The sequence below is a fragment of the Streptomyces sp. NPDC024687 genome (assembly GCF_055559055.1).
Window position 1 is genome coordinate 291,221 of the sequence record NZ_JBVHLJ010000001.1, and the last position, 26,571, is coordinate 317,791.

The following is a 26,571-nucleotide window of genomic DNA, read 5'->3' on the forward strand; positions in this document are numbered from 1 at the left end:
GATCCTCGTCCCGCCGTCGGCTACTTGCTCGCGGCGAAGCGCATCAGGGCCAGTTCGTCGCCCTGCTTGATCTTGCCGGTGGTGTTGATGACTTCGAGCTTCCAGGTGTTGCCGACTCGGACCGCCTTGGCGACCGCGCAGCCGTTGTCCGTGGTGAGCATGCTGGGCCAGATGTCGGCGACCTGCTGGGAGCTGCCGCCGGTGGCGTCGTAGACCTTGAAGCTGATGTTGCGGGCCTTCTGGAAGGAGCTGCCCTTCTTGTAGGCGGCGGCGACGAAGACGATCGACGTGATGTGCGGCGGGAGCTTCGCGAACTCGACGGTGACCGTCTCGTCGTCGCCGTCCCCGTGGCCGGTCTGGTTGTCGCCGCTGTGGAGCAGGGAGCCGTTGCCGATGGGGTCGAGCGAGTCGAGGCCCGCCAGGCGCACCGGGTCGCCGTCGTGCATGGCTATGGCGATCAGGTCGAGATCCGTGCCGGTCTTGCGGCGGAGCTTGCCCATCACTCCGCCGCTGGCGCCCGCGGTGGGGTCCCAGGAGACCCCTATGGACAGGTGGGTCACGCCGTCCAGGTCGGCGGGGCCGTCTTCCTTCGTAAGCGTAATCATGGGGACATAGTGCACGGGCTCTCACCGAGGTCCCAGGGCGGACCCGTCATGACGGCCGGCCGCACCGCGTCTCGTAAGGTGAGCCGCCGTACTGCATCCGGACGGGGAACTGAGGCGTCTACGTCGTTATGGACCTGGAGAAGCAGCCACACGCGCCCCCGCCCCCGCCCGAGGGATGTCTCACCGTCGCGATCCGCATCCCCGTACGCATCGTCGTGCTCGTGCTGGTCGTGCCCGTGCGGCTCGTGTGGGACGCGCTCGTCGTGGCGGGGCGGTTCCTGCGGGACAGCCTGCTGCGGCCGCTGTGGCGGGCCCTGGTCGTGTGGCCCTGCGTGGCCCTGTGGCGATACGTGGTCGTGCCCCTCGCCAAAGCGGTCGGCTGGCTCGGCAAGGTGCTCCTCGTCGTCCCCCTGGTGTGGCTGTACCGGTCTGTGCTGACGCCGGTCGGGCACGGCGTCACGTGGTTCGTGCGGGGGATCGTGGCGGGGCTGGGGTGGGTGTACGCGCGCGTGCTCACTCCGGTCGGGCAGGGGACGGTGTGGCTGCTCAAGAGCCTGGGCGCCGGGATTGTCTGGATTCTCACACTGGCCGCACGCGGCCTCGTGTGGGTCGGGCACGGGATCGTGGTCGGCCTGGTCTGGGTGTACGCGCGGATGTTCACGCCGGTCGGGCGCGCGATCGTGGCCGCGCTGGTCTGGGTGTACGCGCGTGCGCTCACGCCGATCGGGCACGGGATCGTATGGCTCCTCAAGGGCGTCGGCGCCCTGCTCGTCTGGATCTTCACGCCGATCGGGCGCGCGATCGCCTGGTGCGCTCGTGGGCTCGCCTGGCTGGTGAGCGCAGTCGTCGGCGCCGTCGTCAGTGGCATCGGTCTCGCCCTGTACTGGATCGCCCGCATCCTGCTCGTGCTGCCCGCGCTCGCCCTGTGGCGCTGGGTTCTCGCGCCCGTGGGAAGGGTTCTCGTCGTCGTCGGCCGGGAGGTCCGGGACGCGCTCGGGCACGCCTGGCGGATCGCCGGGCACATCTCCCTCGCCGTCGGCCGGTTCCTCGCGACCCTCTTCCGGTGGATCTTCGTCGAGCCGGTGCGCTGGGTGTACCGCGAGGTCCTGACCCCCGTCGGGCACGTGATCCGGGACGCCGTGCTGCGCCCCGTCGCCGAGGCCGCGCGCAGTGTGGGCCGGATCACCCGGGCCACGCTCGCCTCCGCCCGGGAGTCGGTACGGCAGGCCCGGGCCGATGTCCGGCGCATGCTGTTCGGGGATCGGGGGCAACCGCAGGTGGTGTCCCCCCGGGAACCGACGGGCGCCGACACACGTACTCTTGGTAGCAGTACGACCGCACTCACGAAGGACTGAGCGACACTGGGCAAGCGACAGCCCGAAGGCCCGCCGCCCGCACCGGCGGTGCAGCGCATCCGACTGCGCTACACCAAGCGCGGCCGCCTCCGGTTCACCAGCCACCGTGACTTCCAGCGCGCCTTCGAGCGTGCGCTGCGCCGCGCCGAGGTGCCCATGGCGTACTCGGCGGGGTTCACACCGCATCCGAAGGTGTCGTACGCCAATGCCGCACCCACCGGCACGGGCAGTGAGGCGGAGTATCTGGAGATCGCGCTCACGCAGGCGCGCGACCCGGAGAAGCTCCGGCTCCTCCTCGACGAGTCGCTGCCCGCAGGGCTCGACGTCGTCGACGCGGTCGAGGCCCGGACCTCGGGACTCGCCGACCGGCTCACTGCTTCCGTGTGGGAGCTCAGGCTGGACGGCGTGGACCCGGCGGAGGCCGGGCGCGCGGTCGCCGCGTTCAATACCGCCGAGGCGGTCGAGGTCCAGCGCACCACAAAGAACGGCCTCAGGACCTTCGACGCCCGCCCCGCGGTCGTACGACTTGAAACGCACAGTGAACCTGCTGATAGGCCGACCGACCAGCCCTGTGCGATACTGCGGCTGGTTGTTCGGCACGTGACGCCTGCCGTTCGACCCGACGACGTCCTGTCCGGTCTCCGCGCCGTGGCCGACCTGGCGCCGCCGGTCCCCGCAGCGGTGACCAGGCTGGCGCAGGGGCTGCTCGATGAAGAGACCGGCACGGTGACCGACCCGCTCGCGCCCGACCGCGAGGCAGTCGAGGCCCACTCAACGGCCGAAGCGACTGCCGCCGCGAAGGCGCCGGCGTAAGGAAGGTCCCGCGAAGGACGGGCGTCGTAGCGCAGCCCTCGTACTCGGGAGCCACCTGGGTCGGGCAGCGCACCGACCACAAGACTTTCGCCAGGCCGTACCCAACAAGGGCGTACGGAACCGGCGAGACAGGACACAGAGAGCTCCCGTGCGGCGCCCGCGCCCCGGACGGCGGCACCGCGCATCGCGCGAGCCGCGGACGTCACCGGCATTTTCGCCGGACCAGGTGCGGCGCCCGGGAGCCTGACGGGAGACAAGCCCGCATGCTCGAACCGACCGAACCCCTCGAGGGTTCCGAACAGAACACTCCGAGCGACACCCTGCCGCCGCGTCGTCGGCGCCGTGCCGCTTCCAGGCCGGCGGGACCGCCGGTCGCCGCCGCCCCGGGTGGCGAGGAGATCGTCGCTCCGGCCGTACCGGCCGCGGAGGCGGAGGACCTCGTCACGGACGAGGAGGAGAAGCTCGACGAGACCGTCGAGAACACCGCGAACTCCGCGAACACCGAGAGCGCTGAGACGCAGGAGCCGGCCGAGACCGCCGCGCCCGCCGCGCGTCCACGTCGGCGTGCGACCCGTAGGGCGTCCGCCCCCGCCGGGGCGACCGCGGCTCCCGAGGCCGCCGAGACCGTGGTGCCGGTGGTCGCCGCCGAGGCGCCCGCCGTCGAGACAGCGACTGAGACCGAGGCTGCCGCTGAGGTCGAGGACGCGGCTCCGCCCGCCGGGCGTACCCGTCGGCGCGCCACCCGCCGGGTGTCCGCGCCCGCCGGTGCCGCCGCGGCCGGTGAGACCGAAGCCGGTGAGACCGCGGCTCCGGTGAGTGCCGAGACGCCTGCCGCGGCCGAGACCGCCGACGAAGCGCCCGCCGGGCGTACGCGCCGCCGCGCCTCGCGGCGTGCCGCCGCGCCCGCCGGTGCCCCGGAGGCCGCCGAGGTCGCCGAGGCCGTGGAGGCGGCGCCTGTCGCCGCTGAGGTCACCGGGACCGTCGCGCCGGTGGCCGCAGAAGCGCCCGCCGAGAGCGCCGACGCCGAGGACGCGGGCCCGCGTCGTACCCGCCGCCGTGCCACCCGTCGTGTCTCCGCGCCCGCCGGTGTCCCCGAGGGCGAGGCCGTCGAGGCCGCGCCGTCCGAGCCGGCTGCCGAGGCCCCCGCCGTTCAGGAAGCCGCCGCTGAGGCCCCCGCGCCCGCTCCCGCCCCCGCCGCCGAGGAGGCCACCCCGCGCCGTGGCCGTCGGCGGTCCGTCCGGCAGGCCGCCACCGGGTTCTCCGAGCCCGCGCGCCGCGCCGGAGGTGGCGAGGACGAGGACGGTTCGCCGCGTCGGCCGGCCCGGCCCGCGGTCGCCGTGTTCCAGGCGCCCGTCTTCACCGAGCCGCAGTTCCAGACCCCGCAGCGGGCCGCCGCCGAGGCCGCCGCCGAGGCGGAGGCCGGGCAGAGCGAGCCGGCCGAGTCCGTCGAGCCGGTCGAGGAGATCGCCGAGGAGCAGACCGGGTCGCGGCGCCGCCGTCGGCGCCGGGGTGCCGGTGACGAGCCCGAGGTGCAGGAGACCGTCGTCGAGGAAGAAGAGGCGGACGACGCCGGCGAGGACTCCGTCGAGGAGGACGACGCCGAGGAGAGCGGGTCGCGCAGGCGCCGCCGTCGCGGTGGCCGTCGCCGTCGCCGCGGTGAGTCCGCCGAGGCGTCCGGTGACGACGACCCGGAGGACTCCGACGAACAGGACGCCGAGCAGACCGGGCGGTCCGGACGGTCCGCGCAGTCCGTGCAGTCCGCACCGGAGGACGAGGACGCCGAACAGGACGACGAGGACGACGAGGACGCCCGTTCGGACGAGTCCGGCGGCTCCAGCTCCAGCCGTCGCCGCCGTCGCCGCAGGCGTCGGGCCGGTGACTCCTCCGTCGACGTCGAGCCCGGTGACGGCGACCCCGAGCGGACCGTCGTCAAGGTGCGCGAGCCGCGCGCCAAGGCCGAGCCGTCCGACGAGGTGCAGTCCATCAAGGGCTCGACCCGTCTGGAGGCCAAGAAGCAGCGCCGCCGCGAGGGCCGCGAGCAGGGGCGCCGTCGCGTCCCGATCATCACCGAGGCCGAGTTCCTGGCCCGCCGCGAGGCCGTCGAGCGCGTGATGGTCGTCCGGCAGAGCGGCGAGCGCACCCAGATCGGCGTCCTCGAGGACGGTGTGCTCGTCGAGCACTACGTCAACAAGGAGCAGGCCACCTCGTACGTCGGCAACGTCTACCTGGGCAAGGTCCAGAACGTGCTGCCGTCGATGGAGGCCGCCTTCATCGACATCGGCAAGGGCCGCAACGCGGTGCTCTACGCCGGTGAGGTCAACTTCGAGGCGCTGGGCATGGCCAACGGGCCGCGCCGCATCGAGTCCGCGCTCAAGTCCGGCCAGCCCGTGCTCGTCCAGGTGACGAAGGACCCGATCGGGCACAAGGGCGCGCGTCTGACCAGCCAGGTCTCCCTCCCGGGCCGCTACCTCGTGTACGTCCCCGAGGGCTCCATGACCGGCATCAGCCGCAAGCTGCCCGACACCGAGCGCGCCCGTCTGAAGACCATCCTCAAGAAGATCGTCCCCGAGGACGCGGGCGTCATCGTGCGCACCGCCGCCGAGGGTGCGAGCGAGGACGAGCTGCGCCGCGACGTCGAGCGGCTCCAGGGGCAGTGGGAGGACATCCAGAAGAAGGCGAAGAGCGGCAACGCCCCGACGCTGCTCTACGGCGAGCCGGACATGACCGTCCGGGTCGTCCGCGACATCTTCAACGAGGACTTCTCCAAGGTCATCGTCAGCGGTGACGAGGGATGGGAGACCATCCACGGATACGTCTCGCACGTCGCGCCCGACCTGGTCGACCGGCTGTCGAAGTGGACCTCCGAGGTCGACGTCTTCGCCACGTACCGGATCGACGAGCAGCTCGCCAAGGCGCTGGACCGCAAGGTCTGGCTGCCCAGCGGCGGTTCGCTGGTGATCGACCGGACCGAGGCGATGGTCGTCGTCGACGTCAACACCGGCAAGTTCACCGGCCAGGGCGGCAACCTGGAGGAGACGGTCACCAGGAACAACCTGGAGGCGGCCGAGGAGATCGTGCGTCAGCTCCGGCTCCGCGACCTCGGCGGCATCATCGTGATCGACTTCATCGACATGGTGCTGGAGCAGAACCGGGACCTGGTGCTGCGGCGTCTGCTGGAGTGCCTGGGCCGGGACCGGACCAAGCACCAGGTCGCCGAGGTCACCTCGCTGGGCCTGGTCCAGATGACCCGTAAGCGGGTCGGCCAGGGCCTGCTGGAGTCCTTCTCGGAGACCTGCGTCCACTGCAACGGCCGCGGTGTCATCGTGCACATGGAGACGCCGACCTCCGCCGGTGGCGGCGGCAAGCGCAAGAAGCGCGGGCGCGGCGGCGACGGGCAGGAGCACACGCACGAGGCCGTGGCCGCCGTGGAGGCGCCCGAGGACCTCGAGGTGGAGACCGAGGCGGAGCTCGCCGCCGAAGTGGCCGAGCCGATCGCGCTCGCCCCGGCGGAGTTCGCGCCCGACGAGGAGCTGTACAGCAGCGTCGCCGAGGCGGAGGCTTCGGCCACGCGTGGGCGTGGCCGTCGCAGGTCCGGCCGCCGGGCGTCCGCTCCCGCCGGTGCCCCGCGGGGTGCCGGGTCGAGGCGGTCGGGCGGTGCCGAGGCGCCGGCCGATCAGGAGAGCCCGGTCTTCGAGGACGTCGAGGTGCCGACCGCTCAGGCCGTGCCGGCCGAGGTCGAGGCCGAGCGTCCCGTGCAGCCGGAGCCGGCCGCCGAGGTGCAGGCCGAGCCGGTCGCGGCGGAGGACCCGGTCGTCGAGGCCGCTCCCGTGAGCGAGCCCGCCGCCGACGAGGCCGCTCCCAAGGGCCGTACGCGTCGCCGGGCCACCCGCAGGGCATCGGCGCCGGCCGGTTCCCCGACGGGTGCGGAGGCAGCCGTGGTGACGGTCGCCGAGGCCGCGCCGGTGGTCGAGCCGCAGGCCGAGGAGCCGGTGGCCGTGTCGGCCGAGGCCGAGCCCGAGGCGGTCGCCGAGAGCGCCGCCCCGGCCCGTCCGCGCCGCCGTGCCGTCCGCAAGGCCACCGCGCCCACTGCGTCCGAGGAGGCGGCCGTCGTGGTCGTGCCTTCGGCCGAGGTGTCGGTCGAGGCGCCGGTCGAGGTGGAGGAGCCCGCCGAGGAGGCGGCTCCGGCCAAGAAGACGGCCCGCAAGACGGCGAAGAAGGCCACGGCGAAGAAGGCCGCGACCAAGAAGACCGCTGCCAAGAAGACGGTCGCGAAGAAGACCGCCGCCAAGAAGACGACCGCCAAGAAGGTGACGTCGAAGAAGACGGTGGCGGCCGAGCAGCAGTCGCCGCGGTCCGTCTCGACCCCGGCCGACGAGGCCTGACGGACGGTCACCGACTAGTTTCGGCCGTCTGAAGATCGAAATCCGTTCCCGGTTCGCCGGGGACGGATTTCGTGATTCTGTGGCTATTGCGTCCGACGGAAAGTTGTCAACCGGTGATCGATCGTGTGAATGGCCGGTGAATCTCCGGCCTGCCCTCAGGGTTATGATGTGAGCCGTGATTGACGCTTAATTTAGACAAATAGGGATTTACGTGAAGGCTCTCGTGCTCTCCGGGGGAGCGGGCACCCGCCTCCGCCCGATCACCCACACCTCCGCCAAGCAGTTGGTGCCGGTCGCCAACAAGCCGGTGCTGTTCTACGGCCTGGAGGCGATCGCCGAGGCCGGAATCAGCGAGGTCGGCATCGTCGTAGGCGACACCGCGGACGAGATCCGGGAGGCGGTCGGTGACGGCTCCCAGTTCGGGATCAAGGTCACCTACATCCCGCAGGAAGCGCCGCTGGGCCTCGCCCACGCCGTTCTCATCGCGCAGGAGTTCCTCGGTGACGAGGACTTCGTCATGTACCTCGGCGACAACTTCATCGTCGGTGGCATCACCGGTCTGGTGGACGAGTTCCGCGCCGAGCGGCCCGACGCGCAGATCCTGCTGACCCGCGTCCCCAACCCCACCTCCTTCGGCGTCGCCGAACTCGACGGCAACGGCCGGGTGGTGGGCCTGGAGGAGAAGCCGAAGCAGCCCAAGAGCGACCTCGCCCTCGTCGGCGTCTACCTCTTCACCCCGGCCATCCACGAGGCCGTCCGCTCCATCGAGCCCTCCTGGCGTGGCGAGCTGGAGATCACCCACGCCATCCAGTGGCTGATCGACCAGAAGCGCGACGTCCGCTCCACGACCATCTCCGGCTACTGGAAGGACACCGGCAACGTCACCGACATGCTGGAGGTCAACCGGTCCGTCCTGGAGACCGTCGAGCCGGTGAACGAGGGCACGGTCGACGAGGCCAGCGAGATCATCGGCCGGGTCCGCGTCGAGGCGGGCGCCAGCGTCCGTGGCAGCCGGATCGTCGGCCCTGCCATCATCGGCGCCGGCACGGTCGTCAACGACGCCTACATCGGCCCGTTCACGTCCGTCTCCGAGGACTGCCGGATCGAGGACAGCGAAATCGAGTACTCCATCGTGCTGCGCGGCTCGTCCGTGACCGGCGTGCGCCGCGTGGAGGCCTCGCTCATCGGACGTGACGTCGAGGTCACGCCCGCGCCCCGTAACCCCAAGGCACACCGGCTCGTGCTCGGTGATCACAGCAAGGTGCAGATCTCTTCATGACCACTCGGATTCTGGTGACCGGCGGTGCCGGCTTCATCGGCTCGCACTACGTCCGTACCGTGCTCGGCCCCGAGGGCCCCGGTGACGTCTCGATCACCGTCCTCGACAAGCTGACCTACGCGGGCAACCCGGCCAACCTCGACGAGGTGCGCGAGCACCCCGGATTCGCCTTCGTGCAGGGCGACATCTGCGACCCCGAGCTGGTCGGCAAGCTGATGGCCGAGCACGACCAGGTCGTCCACTTCGCCGCCGAGTCGCACGTCGACCGTTCCATCGACGGCGGCGCCGAGTTCGTGCGCACCAACGTGGTCGGCACGCACACGCTGATCGACGCGGCCCACCGCGCGGGCATCAAGACCTTCGTGCACATCTCCACCGACGAGGTCTACGGCTCGATCGACGAGGGTTCCTGGCCCGAGACGCACCCGCTGGAGCCCAACTCGCCGTACTCCTCGGCGAAGGCGTCCAGCGACCTGATCGCGCTGTCGTACCACCGCACCCACGGCCTGGACGTGCGCGTGACCCGCTGCTCCAACAACTACGGGCACCACCACTTCCCCGAGAAGGTCATCCCGCTGTTCGTGACCAACCTCCTCGACGGCAAGAAGGTCCCGCTGTACGGCGACGGCGGCAACGTCCGCGACTGGCTGCACATCGACGACCACGTCCAGGGCATCGAGCTGGTGCGCACCAAGGGCCGCGCCGGTGAGGTCTACAACATCGGCGGCGGCACCGAGCTCTCCAACAAGGAGCTCACCGGGCTGCTGCTGAAGGCATGCGGCGCCGACTGGGAGACCAGCGTCGAGTACGTCGAGGACCGCAAGGGCCACGACCGCCGCTACTCCGTCGACTGCACGAAGATCCGCGAGGAGCTCGGCTACGAGCCCCGCAAGAGCTTCGAGCAGGGCCTCGCGGAGACCGTGCAGTGGTACCGCGACAACCGCGCCTGGTGGGAGCCGCTGAAGGAGCGGGCCGCGCTGTGACCGACAACCGCACCTGGCTGGTCACGGGCGCGGGCGGCATGCTGGGCCAGGACGTCCTGGCCCGGCTGTCCCGGTCGGGGGAGCGGTATGTCGCCCTCGACCGCAAGGCGCTGGACCTCACCGACGCCGACGCCGTGAGCGCGGCACTCGAAGAGCACCGGCCCGCCGTGGTCGTCAACTGCGCCGCCTGGACGGCCGTCGACGACGCCGAGACCCGTGAGGACGAGGCACTCGCCATCAACGGCGACGGGCCCCGCCACCTCGCCGAGGCCTGCGCCCGCACCGGCGCCGTCCTGCTGCACGTCTCCACGGACTACGTCTTCGCCGGGGACGCCACCGAGCCGTACGCCGAAGACGCGCCCACCGCGCCCCGCAGCGCCTACGGCCGCACCAAGCTGGCCGGCGAGAAGGCTGTCCTGGCGACCGAGCGCGGCTACGTCGTGCGCACCGCATGGCTGTACGGCGCAGGCGGCCCCAATTTCGTCCGCACGATGATCAAGCTGGAGGGCGTCAAGGACACCCTCGACGTCGTCGACGACCAGCGCGGCCAGCCCACCTGGAGCGCCGATCTCGCGGGCCTGCTGGTCGAGTTGGGCCTCGGCGCCCTGGCCGGCACCGCCCCGGCCGGCGTCTACCACGGCACCAACTCCGGCGAGACCACCTGGCACGGCTTCACCCAGGAGATCTTCCGCCTGCTCGGCGCCGACCCGGACCGGGTCCGCCCCACCACCAGCGAGGCCTTCGTGCGGCCCGCTCCGCGTCCCGCCTACAGCGTCCTCGGTCACGGCCGGTTCGCCGAGGCCGGCATCGAGCCGCTGCGCGACTGGCGCACGGCTCTCACCGAGGCCTTCCCGGAGATCCACCGGGTCCATCTGAAGGAGAACACGGCGTGACGGTCAAGGTCAGCGTCGTCATCGCGGTCTACAACCCCGGCAAATACGTCGAGGACTGCATCACGGGCCTGCTCCGGCAGAGCCTGACCCCGGACGAGTTCGAGGTCTTCTTCGTCAACGACGGCTCCACCGACGAGACCCCGGCCCGCCTGGACCAGCTCGCCGCCGAGCACCCGCACTTCCACGTCATCCACCAGGAGTCCTCCGGCTGGTCGGGCAGGCCCCGCAACACCGGCATCGACGCCGCCCAGGGCGAGTACGTCATGTTCGTCGACCACGACGACTGGCTCGGCGACGAGGCCCTGGAGCGGATGTACGACTACGGCAAGGCCAACGAGGCCGACGTCGTCGTGGGCAAGATGGCGGGCATCGGACGCCCGGTCCCGCAGGAGCTGTTCCGGGTCAACCGGCCGCGTGCCAGCGTGTCCGACGCGCCGCTGATCGACAGCCTCACCCCGCACAAGATGTTCCGGCGGGAGTTCCTCAACGAGCACGGGATCCGCTTCAAGGAGGGTCGCCGCCGGCTCGAGGACCACGTCTTCGTCGTGGAGACCTACCTGCGCGCGAAGAACGTCTCGGTCCTCGGCGACTACCTGTGCTACTACCACATCACCCGTGACGACGGCTCGAACGCGGGCTTCCAGCGCTTCGACCCGGTCGGCTACTTCGGCAACCTGCGCGAGGCCCTCGACGTCGTCGAGTCGCTGACCGAGCCCGGCGCGCTGCGCGACAAGCTGTTCAGCCGCTGGCTGCGCAACGAGATGGTCGAGCGGCTGCGCGGCAAGCGCCTCCTCAAGCTCCCCGAGGACTACGCCGAGGAGCTGTACACCGAGATCCACAAGGTGGTCACCGAGCGCTTCGGACCCGGTGTCGTCGCCCGTCTCGGCCTCACCCAGAAGGTCGTCGCCGGGCTGGTCTTCGCCGACCGCTACCAGGACATCCACACCCTCGCCGAGTGGGAGGCCGGGATCAAGCCCACCGGCGAGCTCACCTCGCTGGAGTGGCGGGACGGCACCCTGAACGTCGGCTTCGACTCCGAACTGCACATCGGCGACGAGCCCATGACCTTCCGTCAGGAGGGCGAGCGCCGGCTGCTCGGTCTGCCGCTGTCCGACGAGGCCCTCAAGGCGCTCGACGACCAGGGCATCGCCCTGGACGCCCCGCTGGCCAAGAGCGACGTGGACCTGGTGGTCCGGCACCGCGAGGACGCCCGGCAGTTCTACCTCCCCGTCAAGAGCGAGCTGCACGAGGTCGCGGCCGGGGACGGCGCCTTCCGGCAGCGGATCTCCGCCCGCGCCGAGCTCGACCCCGAGACCGCGGCCTCCGGAGCCCCGCTCGACAAGGGCATCTGGGACCTGCACCTCAGGATCAAGTCCTGCGGCTGGAGCAAGGAGACCCGGCTCGGCGCGGTGCGCGGCGAGGACGTCGAGGCCGGCCGTCTGGCCGCCCTCACCGGCGAGTCCAAGCGGCTCGTCCTGCCGTACTGGACCGACGGACCGGGCAACCTCTCGCTCGATGTCGACCAGCACACGAACAAGCTGGAGGGCGAGGCCGTCGCCGTCATGCCGCCCGCCGAGGCCGCAGTCGAGGGCTCCGTCGTACGGCTGCCCCTGCCGCTGCACGTCGCCGCGACCGGCGGGGACGCGGTCCAGCTCCGCTTCGAGCGCAAGAACGTCGGCAAGTACCCGGCCAACGCCACCCTGGACGGCCGTACGGCCACCGCCGAACTGCCGCTGGACAAGCTCACCGGCATGCGCTGGGCGGTCCGGATCGGCGTGCCCTCCGCGGCCCGCGGTGAGCGCAAGTGGACCCGGCTCCCGGTGGACGTGGTGGTCGCCGCCGACGGCACCGCCCAGGTGATCGACCGGCACACCCCGTCGGCCGCGAAGAAGGCCGCTCCCAGTGCCCCGAAGAAGAAGGCGGCCGCGCCGCGCCCGCTGTGGCGCCGGGCCGCCGGGCGTATCAAGCGCGCCCTGACCAACCAGAAGAAGGGCTGAGACCCCGCGATGCGACCCCTTTCCATCTCCGGTGCCTGGGTGTTCGAGCCGAAGGTCTTCCCCGACGGCCGGGGCAGCTTCCACGAGTGGTTCAAGGCCCCCGTCTTCGCCGAGGCCGCGGGCCACCCGCTCGGCCTGGCCCAGGCCAACATGTCGGTGTCCAGCCGGGGCACCCTGCGCGGCATCCACTTCGCCGACGTGCCGCCCGGGCAGGCCAAGTACGTCAAGTGCGTGCGCGGCGCGGTCCTCGACGTGATCGTGGACATCCGCACCGGCTCGCCCACCTTCGGCCAGTGGGAGATCGTCCGCCTGGACGACCAGGACCACCACGCCGTCTACCTCTCCGAGGGACTCGGCCACGGGTTCATGGCGCTCACCGACGACGCCACCGTGGTCTACCTGTGCTCCGAGGGGTACGCACCCCAGCGCGAGCACGGCATCCACCCCCTCGACCCGGAGATCGGCATCGAGTGGCCCGAGGGGATCGCCCCGCTGCTGTCCCCCAAGGACGAGCAGGCGCCCACCCTGGCCGAGGCCCGTGAACAGGGGCTGCTGCCCTCCTACGAGGAGTGCGTGGCCTACCGGGAGAGCCTCGGCTCCTTCGGTTCCTGAACCCGCAGGTTTGAAGTGAGGCGGGGCCCGGTTTGACCCGTTCGGCCGTGGCCCCGTAACCTGGAGCGTCGGCGTGTCCACTGGTGACACGCCACATCCCCGTAAACCTCTTCCTCTCGGGCCTTGGTTCTGGCCGGGAGAGGCCGCTCGCTCTGCCGGGCGGCTGGACTGCGGGGGTGCCGTTCCCGAGCGAGAGAGTGAGATCCGCGTGTACGCCATCGTGCGCAGCGGTGGTCGCCAGCACAAGGTTGCTGTCGGCGACATCGTTGAGGTTGACAAGATTTCCACTGCCAAGGTTGGCGACACGGTCGAGCTCTCGACCCTGCTCGTTGTCGACGGCGACGCTGTGACCAGCGACCCGTGGGTCCTGGCCGGCATCAAGGTCCAGGCCGAGGTCGTGGACCACCACAAGGGCGTCAAGATCGACATCCTTCGCTACAAGAACAAGACCGGCTACCGCCGTCGTCAGGGCCACCGCCAGCAGTACACGGCGATCAAGGTCACTGAGATCCCCGCGGCTGCGAAGTAAGGGACTGAGGAGAGATGGCACACAAGAAGGGCGCATCGTCCACCCGTAACGGTCGTGACTCCAACGCTCAGCGCCTCGGCGTGAAGCGTTTCGGCGGTCAGGTCGTCAACGCGGGCGAGATCCTGGTCCGCCAGCGCGGCACCCACTTCCACCCGGGTGCGGGCGTCGGCCGCGGCGGCGACGACACGCTGTTCGCGCTGAACGCCGGTGCGGTGGAGTTCGGCACCCACCGTGGCCGCAAGGTCGTGAACATCGTTCCGGTCGCCTGATCGGAAGCTTTTCGCGAGGCGGACCTCACTTCCCTGGTGGGAAGCGGGTCCGCCTTTCGCGTGTTGTACCCGTAGGTATTCCGTACGTTTTTCTGGAGGCACTGAACCATGACCACCTTCGTGGACCGCGTCGAACTGCATGTCGCCGCGGGTAACGGAGGTCACGGCTGTGCCTCCGTCCACCGGGAGAAGTTCAAGCCGCTCGGCGGTCCCGACGGCGGAAACGGCGGGCGGGGCGGCGACGTCATCCTGACCGTCGACCAGTCCGTCACCACGCTGCTCGACTACCACCACTCCCCGCACCGCAAGGCCACCAACGGCAAGCCCGGCGAGGGCGGCAACCGCTCCGGCAAGGACGGCCAGGACCTGGTCCTGACGGTGCCGGACGGCACGGTCGTCCTCGACCGGCAGGGCAATGTCCTCGCCGACATGGTCGGGCACGGCACCTCCTACGTCGCCGCCCAGGGCGGCCGCGGCGGCCTCGGCAACGCGGCGCTGGCCTCCGCCCGCCGCAAGGCCCCCGGATTCGCGCTGCTCGGCGTGCCCGGCGATCTGCAGGACATCGTCCTGGAGCTCAAGACGGTCGCCGACGTGGCGCTGGTCGGCTACCCGAGCGCGGGCAAGTCCTCGCTGATCTCGGTGCTGAGCGCGGCCAAGCCGAAGATCGCCGACTACCCCTTCACCACGCTGGTCCCCAACCTGGGTGTGGTGACCGCCGGCGAGACCGTCTACACCATCGCCGACGTGCCGGGCCTGATCCCGGGCGCGAGCCAGGGCAAGGGCCTGGGCCTGGAGTTCCTGCGGCACGTGGAGCGCTGCAGCGTCCTCGTGCACGTCCTGGACACCGCCACGCTGGAGTCCGACCGCGACCCGATCTCCGACCTCGACATCATCGAGGCGGAGCTCAGGGAGTACGGCGGCCTCGGCAACCGTCCCCGCGTCGTCGTCCTGAACAAGATCGACGTACCGGACGGCAAGGACCTCGCCGAGATGGTGCGACCGGACCTGGAGGCGCGCGGCTACCGCGTCTTCGAGGTGTCCGCGGTCGCCCACATGGGGCTGAAGGAGCTGTCCTTCGCACTCGCCGACCTGGTCGGCAGGGCGCGGGCCGCGAAGCCCAAGGAGGAGGCCACCCGGATCGTCATCCGGCCCAAGGCCGTCGACGACACCGGCTTCACCGTGGTCCGCGAGGAGGACGGCCTCTTCCGGGTGCGCGGCGAGAAGCCGGAGCGCTGGGTGCGGCAGACCGACTTCAGCAACGACGAGGCCGTCGGCTACCTCGCCGACCGCCTCAACCGCCTCGGTGTGGAAGAGGCGTTGATGAAGGCGGGCGCCCGCTCGGGCGACGGCGTCGCCATCGGCCCCGAGGACAACGCGGTCGTCTTCGACTGGGAGCCGACGGTCATGGCCGGTGCCGAGATGCTCGGCCGGCGCGGTGAGGACCACCGCTTCGAGGAACCCCGCCCCGCCGCCCAGCGCCGCCGCGACAAGCAGGCCGAACGGGACGAGGCCGCCCAGGAGTTCGACGACTTCGAACCCTTCTGAGTGAACGCCGGGTGACGTCCCGTCACCCCTGAGGGCAACCAACCGCCCTTCCTGTGAGTCGTACGGAGCAATCCGTACGACCGTCACAGGAGGGGGACGCGGCATGCGCGGACAACGAAGAGGGTGGCGCACGGGACTCGCCGTCGTCCTGGCGGTCGGCGGGGTCGTGGCCCTGCCCGCCGCTGCGGGGGCCGCGGAGGCCGCGCCGCACCAGGTGCGGGACGACTTCAACGGGGACGGCTACGGGGACCTCGCGGTGGCCGCGCCCGACGGCACCGTCGCGGGGAAGGCGAAGGCCGGGTTCGTCGGCGTGCTGTACGGCTCGGCGAGCGGCCTGAAGACCTCCACGAAGCAGGTGTTCAGCCAGAACACGGCGGGCGTCCCGGGCGGTTCCGAGGCGGCCGACCGGTTCGGCAGCGCGCTCACCACCGCCGACCTCGACCGGGACGGGTACACCGACCTGGTCGTGGGCGTCGGGGGCGAGAACAGCGGCTCCGGTCTGGTGCAGGTGGTCTGGGGCGGTGCCCGCGGTCTGTCGGGCGGTGCCACCCTCGCCTCCGGCGCGGCCGGCGACCGACTCGGCGCCCAGGGCCGGCTCGCTGCGGGCGACATCGACGGGGACGGCGCGAGCGACCTGCTGACCGTGGTGCACCAGCACGACCTGGTGGCGACCGGCGGCCCCTTCACCCGCGGTGGCTCCGCCACCGGGAAGCGCCAGGTGGTGAAGGACAGGTACGACAGCCGAGTCCTCGACCTCGACGTCGGCGATCTCAACGGCGACGGGATCACGGACGTCGTGGCCGCGGAGAACGGCACCGACACGTTCGACTCCCGGCGGATCGCGTACTGGTGGGGCACCAAGGACGGCCTCACGCCATGGACCCTGGTCTATGACATCGACGGCGCCGCGCTCCAGGGCGGCGAGAACCTCGCGGTCGGGGACGTGAACCGGGACGGCTACGCCGACATCGTGGTGGGCCGGACCGTCGAAGGCTACGAGAGCGACGGGGACACCTACCGCGCCAAGGGCGGCCGTATCACCTGGATACCCGGCACCTCGGGCGCTCCTGACGGTGTGTCGGCCCAGTTCGTCAACCAGGACAACCCCGGTGTGCCCGGCACCGCCGAGAAGGGCGACGGCTTCGGCACCGACGTCCAGCTCGCCGACGTCGACGGGGACGGGTACCTCGACGTGGTCACCGGCGTGCCCGGCGAGGACCTGGGCCCCGCCACCGCACCGAACTCCGTCAAGGACGCCGGCGCGATCGTCGTGCTCAGCGGGCGGGCCGACGGGCTGACCGGAGTGGGCTCCCACCAGGTGGTCGCGCAGGACAGTCCGGGGGTGCCGGGGGCCGCCGAGAAGGGTGACGTCTTCGGCGGGGCCGTCCATGCGGGTGACACCAACGGTGACGGATTGGCCGACGTCGCGGTCGGCGCGCCCGGGGAGAACGCGGGCGCCGGGGCCGTGTGGTCCTTCCGCTCCCGGGCCCAGTACGTCGTCTCGCCCGGCGGCCTGCCGATTCCAGCCACCGTCCTGGGGCCGAACGGCACGCTCACCTTCGGCCACACGCTGCTCGGCACCACGGCCGCGAAGGCCCGTCTGGGCTCGGGCTTCACCAACTAGAACCCAAAAGATCGTCAGTCGGCAGTGTCCTGAAGGCCGTTGCGCCGGGATCACGTTCATCATGTGATACCCGAGTCGCAACGGCTCTTCTGTTGTCTACCTATTTGTCATGCACGCGAACACTCTGGTTCAACGCACGGATCACCCCGAAGCGTGAGCTTCCAGGGTGCCCAAGAGGTCAGCGACGTAAGGGAGTTCGCCCATGTACGGAGCAGCATCACCCGGCCGACGCCGCTTTCTGACCGCAGGCGCCGCTGTGCTCGGCGCCGCGGCCTCCGCCCAGCTGTGGCTGCCGGGCACCGCACGAGCCGCGGAGACCCCGCTGCCCGACGGGGTGTTCAGCCTCGGAGTGTCCTCCGGTGACCCGCTGCCGGACGGCATCGTGCTGTGGACGCGGCTCGCCCCCGATCCGCTGAACGGCGGAGGCATGCCCGACAGAGTGGTGCCGGTCGAGTGGGAGCTCGCCGAGGACGAACGCTTCAGAAAGGTCGTCCGCCGGGGCACCGCCCAGGCCCTGCCCGCGTACGGACACAGCGTCCACGTCGATGTACGGGGCCTGCGCGCGGGCCGCGCGTACTGGTACCGCTTCCGCGCCGACGGCCAGCTCTCGCGCACCGGCCGCACCCGCACCGCCCCCGCCCGGCACAGCTCCGGCGGCAGCCTCCGGGTCGCGCTCGCCTCCTGCCAGAACTGGCAGAACGGCTACTTCACGCCGTACGCCGACATGCTGGACCAGGACCCGGACGTCGTGCTGTTCGTCGGCGACTACATCTACGAGTCGGCGCCGTCATCGGCCGGTCCGCGCCGGCACGAGGGCACGGGGGAGCCGTACACCCTCGTGCAGTACCGCAACCGGTACGCCCAGTACCGCACCGACCCGGACCTCGCCGAGATCCACGCGAACGCTCCCTGGGTGGTCACCTTCGACGACCACGAGGTCGACAACGACTGGGCCGGCGAGATTCCGCAGGACCCCGCCAAGCAGCCGCACGACGCCTTCGTGGCCCGGATCACGGCGGCCTTCCAGGCGTACTACGAGCACATGCCGGTGCGCGCCACCGCCGTCCCGAACGGCCCGCACATCCAGATGTACCGGCGGCTGGAGTTCGGCCGGCTGGTCCGGCTGAACGTGCTCGACACCCGGCAGTTCCGCAGCGACCAGGTCACCAGCCAGGCCGCCGCCCAGGACCCCTCGCTCACCATGCTCGGCGCCGAGCAGAAGCAGTGGCTGCTGGACTCGCTGCACGGCTCACCGGCCCGCTGGAACCTCATCGCCTCGCAGATCATGATGGCCGAGACCGACATCCTGCCCGGCGAGGGCAAGCTCTGGTACTACGACGCCTGGGACGGCTACCAGGTCGAACGCAACGCCCTCCTGGAGGAGTTCACGCGCGTGCGCAACCCCGTCGTGCTCTCCGGCGACCGCCACCTCACGATGATCAGCGACCTCAAGGAGGACTACGCCGACCCGTCCTCCCGGGTCGTCGGCGCCGAGTTCGTCGGCACCTCCATCTCCAGCAACGGCGACCAGGACCAGGCCGCCTTCCACGCCCAGTGGGACCCGCTGCGGGCCGACAACCCGCACTGGAAGTTCATCGACGCCCACCGCGGCTACCACCTCTTCGACATCGACCGGCACGGCATCGACGCGCAGGTCCGCGCCGTGGACACGGTGGTCAGGCCGGAAGCGACGACGACCACGCTGGCACAGCTGCGGGTGGAAGCGGGCAAGCCGGGGGTCCACCCCGTGTGAGCGGGGGCGGCCCGAGAGGGGCGTGGTCCTCGTCGCGGTCCCACGCTCCTCTCCGCACAGCAGACACCCGACGGAAGCCGCCCTGGGCGTGCGCGAGGCCCGCGATGATCGGCGGGGAGCGCACGGGGGAGCGAGCGAGTGCACGTGGTGGTCACCCCGCGGCCGCTGGCGAGGATCATGCCCTCGCCCCAGCTTCTGGCGCCGCCGCCGGTAACAGCTCCTCGGGCTGCCCGAGAATCTTCTCCAGCCCGTTCCGGACAGCGCGAATCGCTCTCTTACTCTTGCCGAGACCGAAATGCTGCGGAATCTTGACAAGGAATTCCGGGGCAATGGACTGCCGGACGAGTTGTATTCCCAGCTGATCCGTAACAGGGCCGTCATGCATATGAAGAACGCGTGCAGTCCGGTGCCCGGCGACGTGATGCGGATCACGGGCGACCCCGGGCTCTGCCCGCCGTACCGGCGCCGGCCGCCCCGCGGCTCTCGCCGAGGTCGCGGCCCGGGTGCTGCACGGGGTGCTCGTCGTCACCTCCCGTGCAAGATGAATGACAGGTAGCGCGCACATATGCGGTGAACGGCGGTCACCTTGCACAGCGGTAACCGCAAGTGGGACCATTTCCCCGTTCCCTGTCGCCCCGAGGTAGGTCTTCTGTGTCCCAGCACATCGCCAAGCCCCGTACCACCGCAGTGATCCTGGCCGGTGGCACCGGTCAGCGCGTGGGTCTCTCGATCCCCAAGCAGCTGCTGAAGATCGCCGGCAAGGCAGTCATCGAGCACACCCTGACCACCTTTGAGAAGGCCGACTCCATCGACGACATCATCGTCCTGATGGCGCCGGGCTATGTTCCGGACATAGAGAAGATCGTCGCCAAGGCCGGGTTCACGAAGGTCAAGAAGATCATCGAGGGCGGCGCCACCCGGAACGAGACCACCGAGCGCGCCATCGCGGCCCTCGGCGAGGGCCTGGCCGAGGGCGAGGACCTCAACGTCCTGTTCCACGACGCCGTACGCCCGCTGCTCTCGCGGCGGGTCATCGACGACTGCGTGGTCGCCCTGGAGCGCTTCCAGGCCGTCGACGTCGCCATCCCGTCCGCGGACACCATCATCGTCACGCGCAAGCACGGCGACGACGGCGAATTCATCACCGAGATCCCGGACCGCTCCCGGCTGCGCCGCGGCCAGACCCCGCAGGCCTTCAAGCTGTCCACCATCAAGCGCGCCTACGAGGTCGCCGCCGGGGACCCCAACTTCCAGGCCACGGACGACTGTTCGGTCGTGCTCAAGTACCTGCCGGACGTGCCGATCCACGTCGTCGCGGGCGACGAGTACAACATGAAGGTCACCCAGCCCGTCGACGTCTTCATCGCGGACAAGCTCTTCCAGCTCGCCTCGACCGCGGCCCCCGAGCAGGTGAGCGACGAGGCCTACCGTGAGCTGCTCACCGGCAAGACCGTCGTCGTCTTCGGCGGCTCCTACGGCATCGGCAAGGACATCGGCGAGCTCGCCGAGTCCTACGGCGCCAAGGTGTACGCGCTGGGCCGCTCCACCACCGGCACCCACGTCGAGAACCCGGAGGAGGTCGACGACGCGCTGTCCAAGGCGTACGCCGAGACCGGGCGCATCGACTACGTCGTCAACACCGCGGGCGTGCTGCGCATCGGCAAGCTGGCCGAGACCGACAACGCCACCATCGAGGAGGCGCTGAAGGTGAACTACCTGGCGCCGGTCCAGATCGCGCGCTCCTCGTACAAGTACCTGGCGGAGACCAAGGGCCAGCTGCTGCTGTACACCTCCAGCAGCTACACCCGCGGCCGCGCCGAGTACAGCCTGTACTCCTCGACCAAGGCGGCGATGGTCAACCTGACGCAGGCCCTGTCCGACGAATGGGCGGGTGACGGCGTCCGGGTGAACTGCATCAACCCCGAGCGCACCGCCACCCCCATGCGCACCAAGGCCTTCGGTCAGGAGCCCGCGGGCAGCCTGCTGTCCTCCGAGGCAGTGGCCCGCACCTCGCTCGACGTGCTGCTCTCCGAGCTCACCGGGCATGTCATCGACGTCCGCCAGCAGGACCCGACGGCCTCCGCGGGCCAGGCCTCCGGCTTCGAGGCCGCGCTGGCCAGTGTCCTGGACCGTCAGGACGGCGTGGCATAATCAGGGACAATTAGTCTTCGGTAAATTCAGGCCTCTGTGGCTGCCCGTTCCTGGTGCATTCACAGGGGCCTGAAGCCTTAAGCAACACCTGAAGCCTCAAGCAGCGTTAATTGGTAAACAACCGGCATCCCTCCCAGAGCAGGTTTTCAGTGATAAGCACCGCTATTCGCGTCGCCCGGGTGGGCAGCGCGGCCGAGCTGGCCGCGGCGGTCCTCATGATGGCGGGTTTCCCCGCCATAATGGTGGCCGCGCTCATCCCGAGCGTCCCTGCCTTCGCGGCCGCGACCGCCGTCACGTACCTTGCGGACCACTATCTGCACCGCCAGGGCAGTTATCTGATCAACCGCCTCAGCAAGGTGCGCGCCGGGCTGTCGATCCGCTTCCTGATCAGACAGCTCCTGCTGATCCTGCTGCTGGCCCGCCTCGACCTCTCCAACAACCTGATCTTCTACGGCGCCACCGCCTGCTTCATCGCGTTCTACGGCCTCCAGGCCCCGCACGGCGCGCTGGTCACCCTGATCCGCAACCGCCGCCGGCTCCCGGTCGCCACCCGCAACGTCGACCTGGCCTCCCGCCTCCGCATCCCGGACGCCCCGCCGCTGGGCCTGCTGAACCGGTCGGCCGAGAAGATGCTCCACCTCGACCTCGCGGCCGTGGTCGGCATACTGGTCGCCGCCGCGATGGACTCGGCGCTGCCGGGCTTCATCGGCATCGGCGTGACGCTGGTGCTCGGCTCCCTGTACGTCCTGGCGCTGACGCCGTACGTGCGTGGCAAGAAGGTCCCGCCGAACGCCGACAAGGTCCTCGCCAAGGTCGACGAGTGGCTGCGCGACTACAAGCCGGAGACGGTGCTCTACTTCTCCGGGTCCAAGGACTCCGTCTACCAGGTCAACATGTGGCTGGAGACCATGGAGCAGCTGGACTCCAGGCCGCTGATCATCCTGCGTGAGCGCGTCATCCTGCAGAACCTCGCGCCCACCACGGTCCCCGTCATCTGCGTGCCCGGAGGGGTGCACCTGATGAACATGGACCTGTCCACGGTGCGGGTCGCGCTGTACGCGGCGAACGTCGGCAAGAACATCCACCTGCTGCGCGTGCCCACCATGAAGCACGTCTTCATCGGTCACGGCGACAGCGACAAGCTGGCGAGCGTCAACCCGTTCAGCAAGGCGTACGACGAGGTGTGGGTGGCCGGCCGGGCGGGCCGCGACCGCTACGCCATCGCCGACGTCGGGGTCCGCGACGAGGACATCGTCGAGGTGGGCCGCCCGCAGCTGGCGCCCATCCAGAAGCGGCAGGGGACGCCGGGCCCCCGCGGCGGAGCCGCTGATGGATACTGCCCGACCGTGCTCTACGCCCCCACCTGGGAGGGCTGGGACGGCGACCCGGGCAACACCTCGCTGATGCTGGCCGGCGAGAACATCGTGGAGAAGCTGCTGAAGGCGGACCCGCCGGTCCGTGTCCTCTACAAGCCGCACCCCTTCACCGGCACGGTCCTGCCCAAGGCGGCCGCCGCGCACGAGAAGGTCACCGCGCTGATCGTGCAGGCCGCCGCCGAGCGCGCCACGGACCCCCGCTTCCCGACCGACGCGGCCGCACTGGCCGCTGCCACGGCCGAACTCGCCCGCATCGAGGCGCGGCTCGCCGTCCTGGTCGGCAGCGGCGGCGAGAAGGGCGACGAGGCCGAGGCCAGCCGTGACGGCGTGGTCGACGTGGCCAAGTACGAGGAGATCGCCCGGCTGCGCGGCGAGTGGAACGACGTGTACTGGCGCTCCTTCCCCCAGTGGCAGCACCGGGTGGTCACGGGCGCCGAACCGCGGCTGTACGACTGCTTCAACGTCTCCGACGCGATGGTCTCCGACATCTCCAGCGTGGTCTCCGACTTCATCGCGAGCGGCAAGCCCTACGCGGTCACGGACTCCGCGGAGCTGGGGGTGGAGGAGTTCAAGCGGCAGAACACCGCGGTGCGGGCGGCCACGATCCTGTCCAACCAGGCCACCGAGCTGGGCGAGCTGCTCGACGCGGTCCGTGACCCGGCGGCCGACCCGTTGGCCGAGGACCGGGTGGAGCTCAAGCAGTACCTGCTCGGACCGGACGAGCCCCTGTCCATCGAGCAGTTCAACACCGCGGTGGCGAACCTCGCGATCAAGGCCGAGGCGCGCAATGTCGGCCAGGAGTCGCGGCCCGCGGCCTCGGCGGCGGAGGCCACGACCAAGGCCTGACCTCCCCTTCGTAAAGAAAGGGCCCGGTTTTCGGGGGTGATCCCGAAAACCGGGCCCTTTCTGCGTATGTCCCAGTGCCGGAAGCAGAATCGGACCGTGGCTGGGGGAGAAGTGACCGTTGCGCAGCCTGATGTGACCGTGGTCATCGGGGCGTACGAGGCGATGCCGTATCTGGTCGACTGTCTGGCCTCCGTCGAGGCACAGACCATCGGCCACGCGCGCGTCGAGGTCATCGCGGTGGACGACGGCTCGGCGGACGGCACCGGGGAGTACCTGGAGGAGTTCGCGGCGCGCACGCCCCTCGACGTCACAGTGGTCCGACAGGACAACTCCGGCGGCCCCAGCGGCCCGCGCAACGTCGGTCTGGGCAAGGCGACCGGGCGGTACGTCTTCTTCCTCGACGCCGACGACCGGCTCGGCCCCGAGGCCCTGGAGCGGATGGTCGCGATGGCCGACCGCAACGGCACGGATGTCGTCCTCGGCCGGGTCGAGGGCGTCAACCGCAAGCCGCCGACGTCGATGTGGGGGCAGACCCTGGAGCGCACCGACGTCTTCTCCTCCAACATCAAGTTCACGCTGAGCGCCCAGAAGCTGTTCCGCCGCGCGTTCCTCGAACGGCACAGCATGCGCTTCGACGAGTCCCTGTGGACCGGCGAGGACGCCCTGTTCACCATGGAGGCCTATCTGCGGGCCGACGGCGTCTCCGTGATCGCCGACCACACCTGCTACTACCTGGTGGGCCGCGAGGACGGCAAGCACGTCACCAGGACCGGCAGCCACACCCTGCGCTTCGACTCCGCCCGCGCCCTGATGAACCTGATCGCCGACATGGTCCCGGCGGGCGCGAGGCGTGACGCGCTGATGGTGCGCCCCTTCCTCGTCACCCTGCTCCCGCAGTTCGGCCCGAAGTTCCTGAAGGACGGCGAGGCGGTCCGCCAGGAGAAGCTGGAGCTGGCGAAGTCCCTGCTGGACGCCTACTGGACCGGTGAGGTGGCCCACCGCCTCCGCGTCCACGAACGTCTGCGGCTCCAGCTGGTGGCGATGGGCCGCCCGGATCTCCTGATGGAGGTCCTGGAGTTCATGAGGGCGAAGAAGACCCCGGAGGCGGTGCTGGAGAAGGGCGGCCGCCGGGTGTATCTCGCCTACCCGTTCTTCCGGGACCGCTCGACGGGCCTGCCCGACTCCGTCTACCTCGCCGAGCCACGGGAGGCCCGGGAGGTGCCGGGTTACCGGGAGGTCGGGGTCGACCAGTTGCTGCGCCGGGCGGTACGCAAAGCACGCAGGGTCCTCATCCCGAGAGGGTGAGCGTCCCGGAGGCCGACCCGGTCTCCTCCTCCCGCCGCTGCCCCGGCAGCCTCCGCGCCCGGGCCAACGCCCCCAGAGCCTGTACGGCCCTGTCGAACCGTTCCTGCGAGGACGGCTCGTCCGGCCCCAGCAGCCGCCGCTTCAACTCCGCCCGCGCCCCGGCGAGTTCGTCCAGCTCGGGGTGTCGTACGGCATCCAGCAGCGCCCGCACCCCCACCGCGTCCGGGGTCAGCACGGTCGCCGCCCCCGCGGTGGGATACGCCGCCCGGAACGCGGCCTCGCTCAGTCCGCTGGTGTTGGCGACCGCGTACGGCTTGCCGCTCGCCAGGAAGTCGCTGACCACGCTGGACACATCACTGATCAGCAGGTCGGCCCGGTTGAAGCAGGCGTACAGCGCGGGCCGGGCGTCGGTGACGACCTGGTGCTCCCACTCCGGCAGTGAGGCCCAGTACGCCCGCTCCCAGGCCGCCGTCGCCCGGGCCACTGCCTCGGCCCGGCCCGGTTCCGGCGTGGACTGCAGCAGCATCCGCTCGACCGAGTCCGCCGCCACCCGGAAGGACGCGGTGGTGAGCCCGTCCAACTCCCGTGTCCTCCGGGAGAGTTCACCGTCGTCGGCGGGTCGTGCCCCCGTCCTCTCCCGGTTCGCCGCCCGCACCAGCTCACGGATCCTCGAGTCCGCCGCGCCCGCCCGTGCGTCCACCGACCCGGTCAGCGGATGCGGCTTGTACAGCAGCCGCACCCCCGGATCCGCGAGCAGCGCCCGCACGATGTTCTCACCCGCCTCGATCACCGACGTGTTGCCGGGATTGCCGTCCCAACCCTCCCAGGTCGGCGCGTACAGCACCGTCGTGTACGCCCCGGCCGGCGGTCCCTCGTACGGCCGCACGGCCTCCAGCTGTGGGCGGCCGATCTCCACCACGTCCTTGTCCTCGACGCCCACCTGGGCCGCCGCGTACCGCTCGCGGGCCGCGGGACCGGCCACCCACACCTCGTCGTACGCCTTCGCGTACGGGTTGCAGGAGGACAGCTTGTCGCTCTCGCCGTGGTTGACGAAGGTGTGCTTGATCGTGGGGATGCGCAGGACCTGGGAGGTCTTGCCCGAGTTCGACGGGTGGATGAGGACCTGGAGCGTGGAGTGCTCCAGGCGCAGCAGCGTGGACACCTTCGGCAGGCAGACGATCGGGACGTCGGTCGCGGCGATCTTCTGCACCATGAACCGCTCGCGCAGGATGATGACCGGCTTCCCGTCGAGCTTCGCGAGCGGCTCCAGCCACATGTTGGCCTGGTAGGCGGAGGAGACCCCGCCGGAGAAGTACAGGCCGACGGTCGGCCGGTACTCGGCGAGCCACGCGTCGAACCAGTCCAGCACCTCCTGCTCGCCCGCCGGACGCCGGCTCGGCAGCAGCCGTACGAGAAGGTCGTACAGGCCCACCAGGGCGAGCCCCAGGGACATCGCGATGCCGAAGGCCGCGCAGCGGGGCTCGCCGGTGGCCGCCGTGACCAGCAGGCCCGTCGTGGCGGGCAGGCCGTGGACCAGGAGGCGGGGCCCCGGGTGGCGCAGCAGGGCGGGCGGGGCCGGGGTCAGGCGGAGCGCGGAGGCGTCGATGTTGCGGGTGACCACCGGGAGGGTGCGGGTGCGCCGGACCAGGACGGAGGCGGCCTGGATGGCGCAGTGCAGCGCGTAGCAGGCGAGCAGCCCGGCCACCAGCGCGGTGTACGCCGTCTCCTCGTCCTCCGGGGTCAGCCGCAGCAGGCCCAGCACCAGCAGCAGGTCGCGCAGGACGTGGCGCACGGTGATGTCCGCGTGGGTCTTGGCGAACAGCGACACCATGCCGCGCTGCCAGCGGTGCAGGACACCCTCGACGGCCAGGGAGGCGGCCGTCGCCGCGAGCAGCAGCGGAACGTGCGGACGCAGGGCGGCGACGGCCTGGGCGACGACGGCGGCGGCCAGGACGGCGGCGACGAGCGCTCTCGTCGCCGTCTGCCGGCCCGGCAGCCGCAGCGCGGACCGGAGGTGGGAGAGGCGTTTTCGCACGGGGACACTCCAAGGTCGTCGCGAGACGGACGCCCTGGTTAACGCGTGCCGACCTCCGGACGACACGCGCGTGTCTCCTGCCCTCCGGGACGGCCAGGTGCTATGCGCCCGCCCGGTCCGGTCGGGCCGGGCGACGGCCCCGGCCAGTAGATCCACCGTCCGCTGCGGGTCCGGGACGTGGACGGATGCGCGTCGGCGCGTCCCGTTCGCGTACATTGC

The 26,571-nt window shown here is 70.9% G+C and carries 18 protein-coding genes; 16 read left to right on the forward strand and 2 right to left on the reverse strand.

Annotated features, from left to right (window positions below; genetic code table 11):
• Positions 1–20: 20 nt before the first annotated feature.
• Positions 21–605 (reverse strand): TerD family protein, encoded by a 585-nt coding sequence (locus tag ACZ39I_RS01325; RefSeq protein WP_467241595.1) that lies wholly within the window; start codon positions 603–605, stop codon positions 21–23.
• A 128-nt stretch (positions 606–733) separates the two neighbouring features.
• Between ACZ39I_RS01325 and ACZ39I_RS01330 the strand changes: the two genes are divergently transcribed.
• The 16 genes from ACZ39I_RS01330 (at position 734) to ACZ39I_RS01405 (ending at position 24,317) form a co-directional block, all read left to right on the forward strand.
• A complete protein-coding gene (locus ACZ39I_RS01330) occupies positions 734–1,960 on the forward strand; it encodes a hypothetical protein (RefSeq protein WP_467241597.1) in 1,227 nt (408 codons plus the stop codon).
• A 48-nt stretch (positions 1,961–2,008) separates the two neighbouring features.
• Complete coding sequence (locus ACZ39I_RS01335; protein WP_352383913.1) at positions 2,009–2,773, forward strand: TIGR03936 family radical SAM-associated protein; 765 nt, start codon at positions 2,009–2,011, stop codon at positions 2,771–2,773.
• A gap of 263 nt (positions 2,774–3,036) precedes the next feature.
• Positions 3,037–7,155 carry an Rne/Rng family ribonuclease gene (locus ACZ39I_RS01340; RefSeq protein ID WP_467241599.1) on the forward strand — a complete coding sequence of 1,373 codons (4,119 nt, stop codon included), beginning with the start codon at positions 3,037–3,039 and terminating at the stop codon, positions 7,153–7,155.
• 211 nt (positions 7,156–7,366) lie between these two features.
• A complete protein-coding gene (locus tag ACZ39I_RS01345) occupies positions 7,367–8,434 on the forward strand; it encodes a glucose-1-phosphate thymidylyltransferase (protein WP_467241601.1) in 1,068 nt (355 codons plus the stop codon).
• Entirely contained in the window at positions 8,431–9,417 is a 987-nt protein-coding gene (gene rfbB, locus ACZ39I_RS01350; protein ID WP_330266958.1) for a dTDP-glucose 4,6-dehydratase, read from the forward strand. The genes ACZ39I_RS01345 and rfbB overlap by 4 nt, the downstream gene beginning before the upstream one ends.
• Positions 9,414–10,310: a dTDP-4-dehydrorhamnose reductase gene (gene rfbD / locus ACZ39I_RS01355; protein ID WP_467241603.1), complete on the forward strand. Its 897-nt coding sequence runs from the start codon at positions 9,414–9,416 to the stop codon at positions 10,308–10,310. The genes rfbB and rfbD overlap by 4 nt, the downstream gene beginning before the upstream one ends.
• The gene (locus ACZ39I_RS01360) at positions 10,307–12,307 is read left to right on the forward strand and encodes a glycosyltransferase family 2 protein (RefSeq protein ID WP_467241604.1); all 2,001 of its coding nucleotides are present in this window, start codon (positions 10,307–10,309) and stop codon (positions 12,305–12,307) included. Before rfbD ends, ACZ39I_RS01360 begins: the two co-directional genes overlap by 4 nt.
• A gap of 9 nt (positions 12,308–12,316) precedes the next feature.
• Positions 12,317–12,919, forward strand: a complete 603-nt coding sequence (rfbC, locus tag ACZ39I_RS01365; protein WP_467241606.1) for a dTDP-4-dehydrorhamnose 3,5-epimerase — start codon at positions 12,317–12,319, stop codon at positions 12,917–12,919.
• A gap of 208 nt (positions 12,920–13,127) precedes the next feature.
• Positions 13,128–13,448: a 50S ribosomal protein L21 gene (rplU, locus tag ACZ39I_RS01370; RefSeq protein ID WP_007381993.1), complete on the forward strand. Its 321-nt coding sequence runs from the start codon at positions 13,128–13,130 to the stop codon at positions 13,446–13,448.
• A gap of 14 nt (positions 13,449–13,462) precedes the next feature.
• The gene (gene rpmA, locus ACZ39I_RS01375; RefSeq protein ID WP_007381992.1) at positions 13,463–13,717 is read left to right on the forward strand and encodes a 50S ribosomal protein L27; all 255 of its coding nucleotides are present in this window, start codon (positions 13,463–13,465) and stop codon (positions 13,715–13,717) included.
• Between the two features lie 108 nt (positions 13,718–13,825).
• Positions 13,826–15,262 (forward strand): GTPase ObgE, encoded by a 1,437-nt coding sequence (gene obgE, locus ACZ39I_RS01380; RefSeq protein ID WP_467241608.1) that lies wholly within the window; start codon positions 13,826–13,828, stop codon positions 15,260–15,262.
• A 103-nt stretch (positions 15,263–15,365) separates the two neighbouring features.
• Complete coding sequence (locus tag ACZ39I_RS01385) at positions 15,366–16,886, forward strand: FG-GAP-like repeat-containing protein (protein WP_467241610.1); 1,521 nt, start codon at positions 15,366–15,368, stop codon at positions 16,884–16,886.
• 202 nt (positions 16,887–17,088) lie between these two features.
• Positions 17,089–18,639 (forward strand): alkaline phosphatase D family protein, encoded by a 1,551-nt coding sequence (locus ACZ39I_RS01390; RefSeq protein ID WP_467241612.1) that lies wholly within the window; start codon positions 17,089–17,091, stop codon positions 18,637–18,639.
• A 651-nt stretch (positions 18,640–19,290) separates the two neighbouring features.
• Entirely contained in the window at positions 19,291–20,790 is a 1,500-nt protein-coding gene (locus ACZ39I_RS01395; RefSeq protein WP_352383897.1) for a bifunctional cytidylyltransferase/SDR family oxidoreductase, read from the forward strand.
• Positions 20,791–20,939: 149 nt separating this feature from the next.
• Complete coding sequence (locus ACZ39I_RS01400) at positions 20,940–23,012, forward strand: hypothetical protein (RefSeq protein WP_467241613.1); 2,073 nt, start codon at positions 20,940–20,942, stop codon at positions 23,010–23,012.
• 111 nt (positions 23,013–23,123) lie between these two features.
• Positions 23,124–24,317, forward strand: a complete 1,194-nt coding sequence (locus tag ACZ39I_RS01405) for a glycosyltransferase family 2 protein (protein WP_467243287.1) — start codon at positions 23,124–23,126, stop codon at positions 24,315–24,317.
• On the opposite strand, the gene ACZ39I_RS01410 is transcribed toward ACZ39I_RS01405, so the two are convergent.
• Positions 24,301–26,319: a hypothetical protein gene (locus tag ACZ39I_RS01410; protein ID WP_467243288.1), complete on the reverse strand. Its 2,019-nt coding sequence runs from the start codon at positions 26,317–26,319 to the stop codon at positions 24,301–24,303. The two genes, ACZ39I_RS01405 and ACZ39I_RS01410, sit on opposite strands and share 17 nt — an antisense overlap.
• Positions 26,320–26,571: the final 252 nt, after the last annotated feature.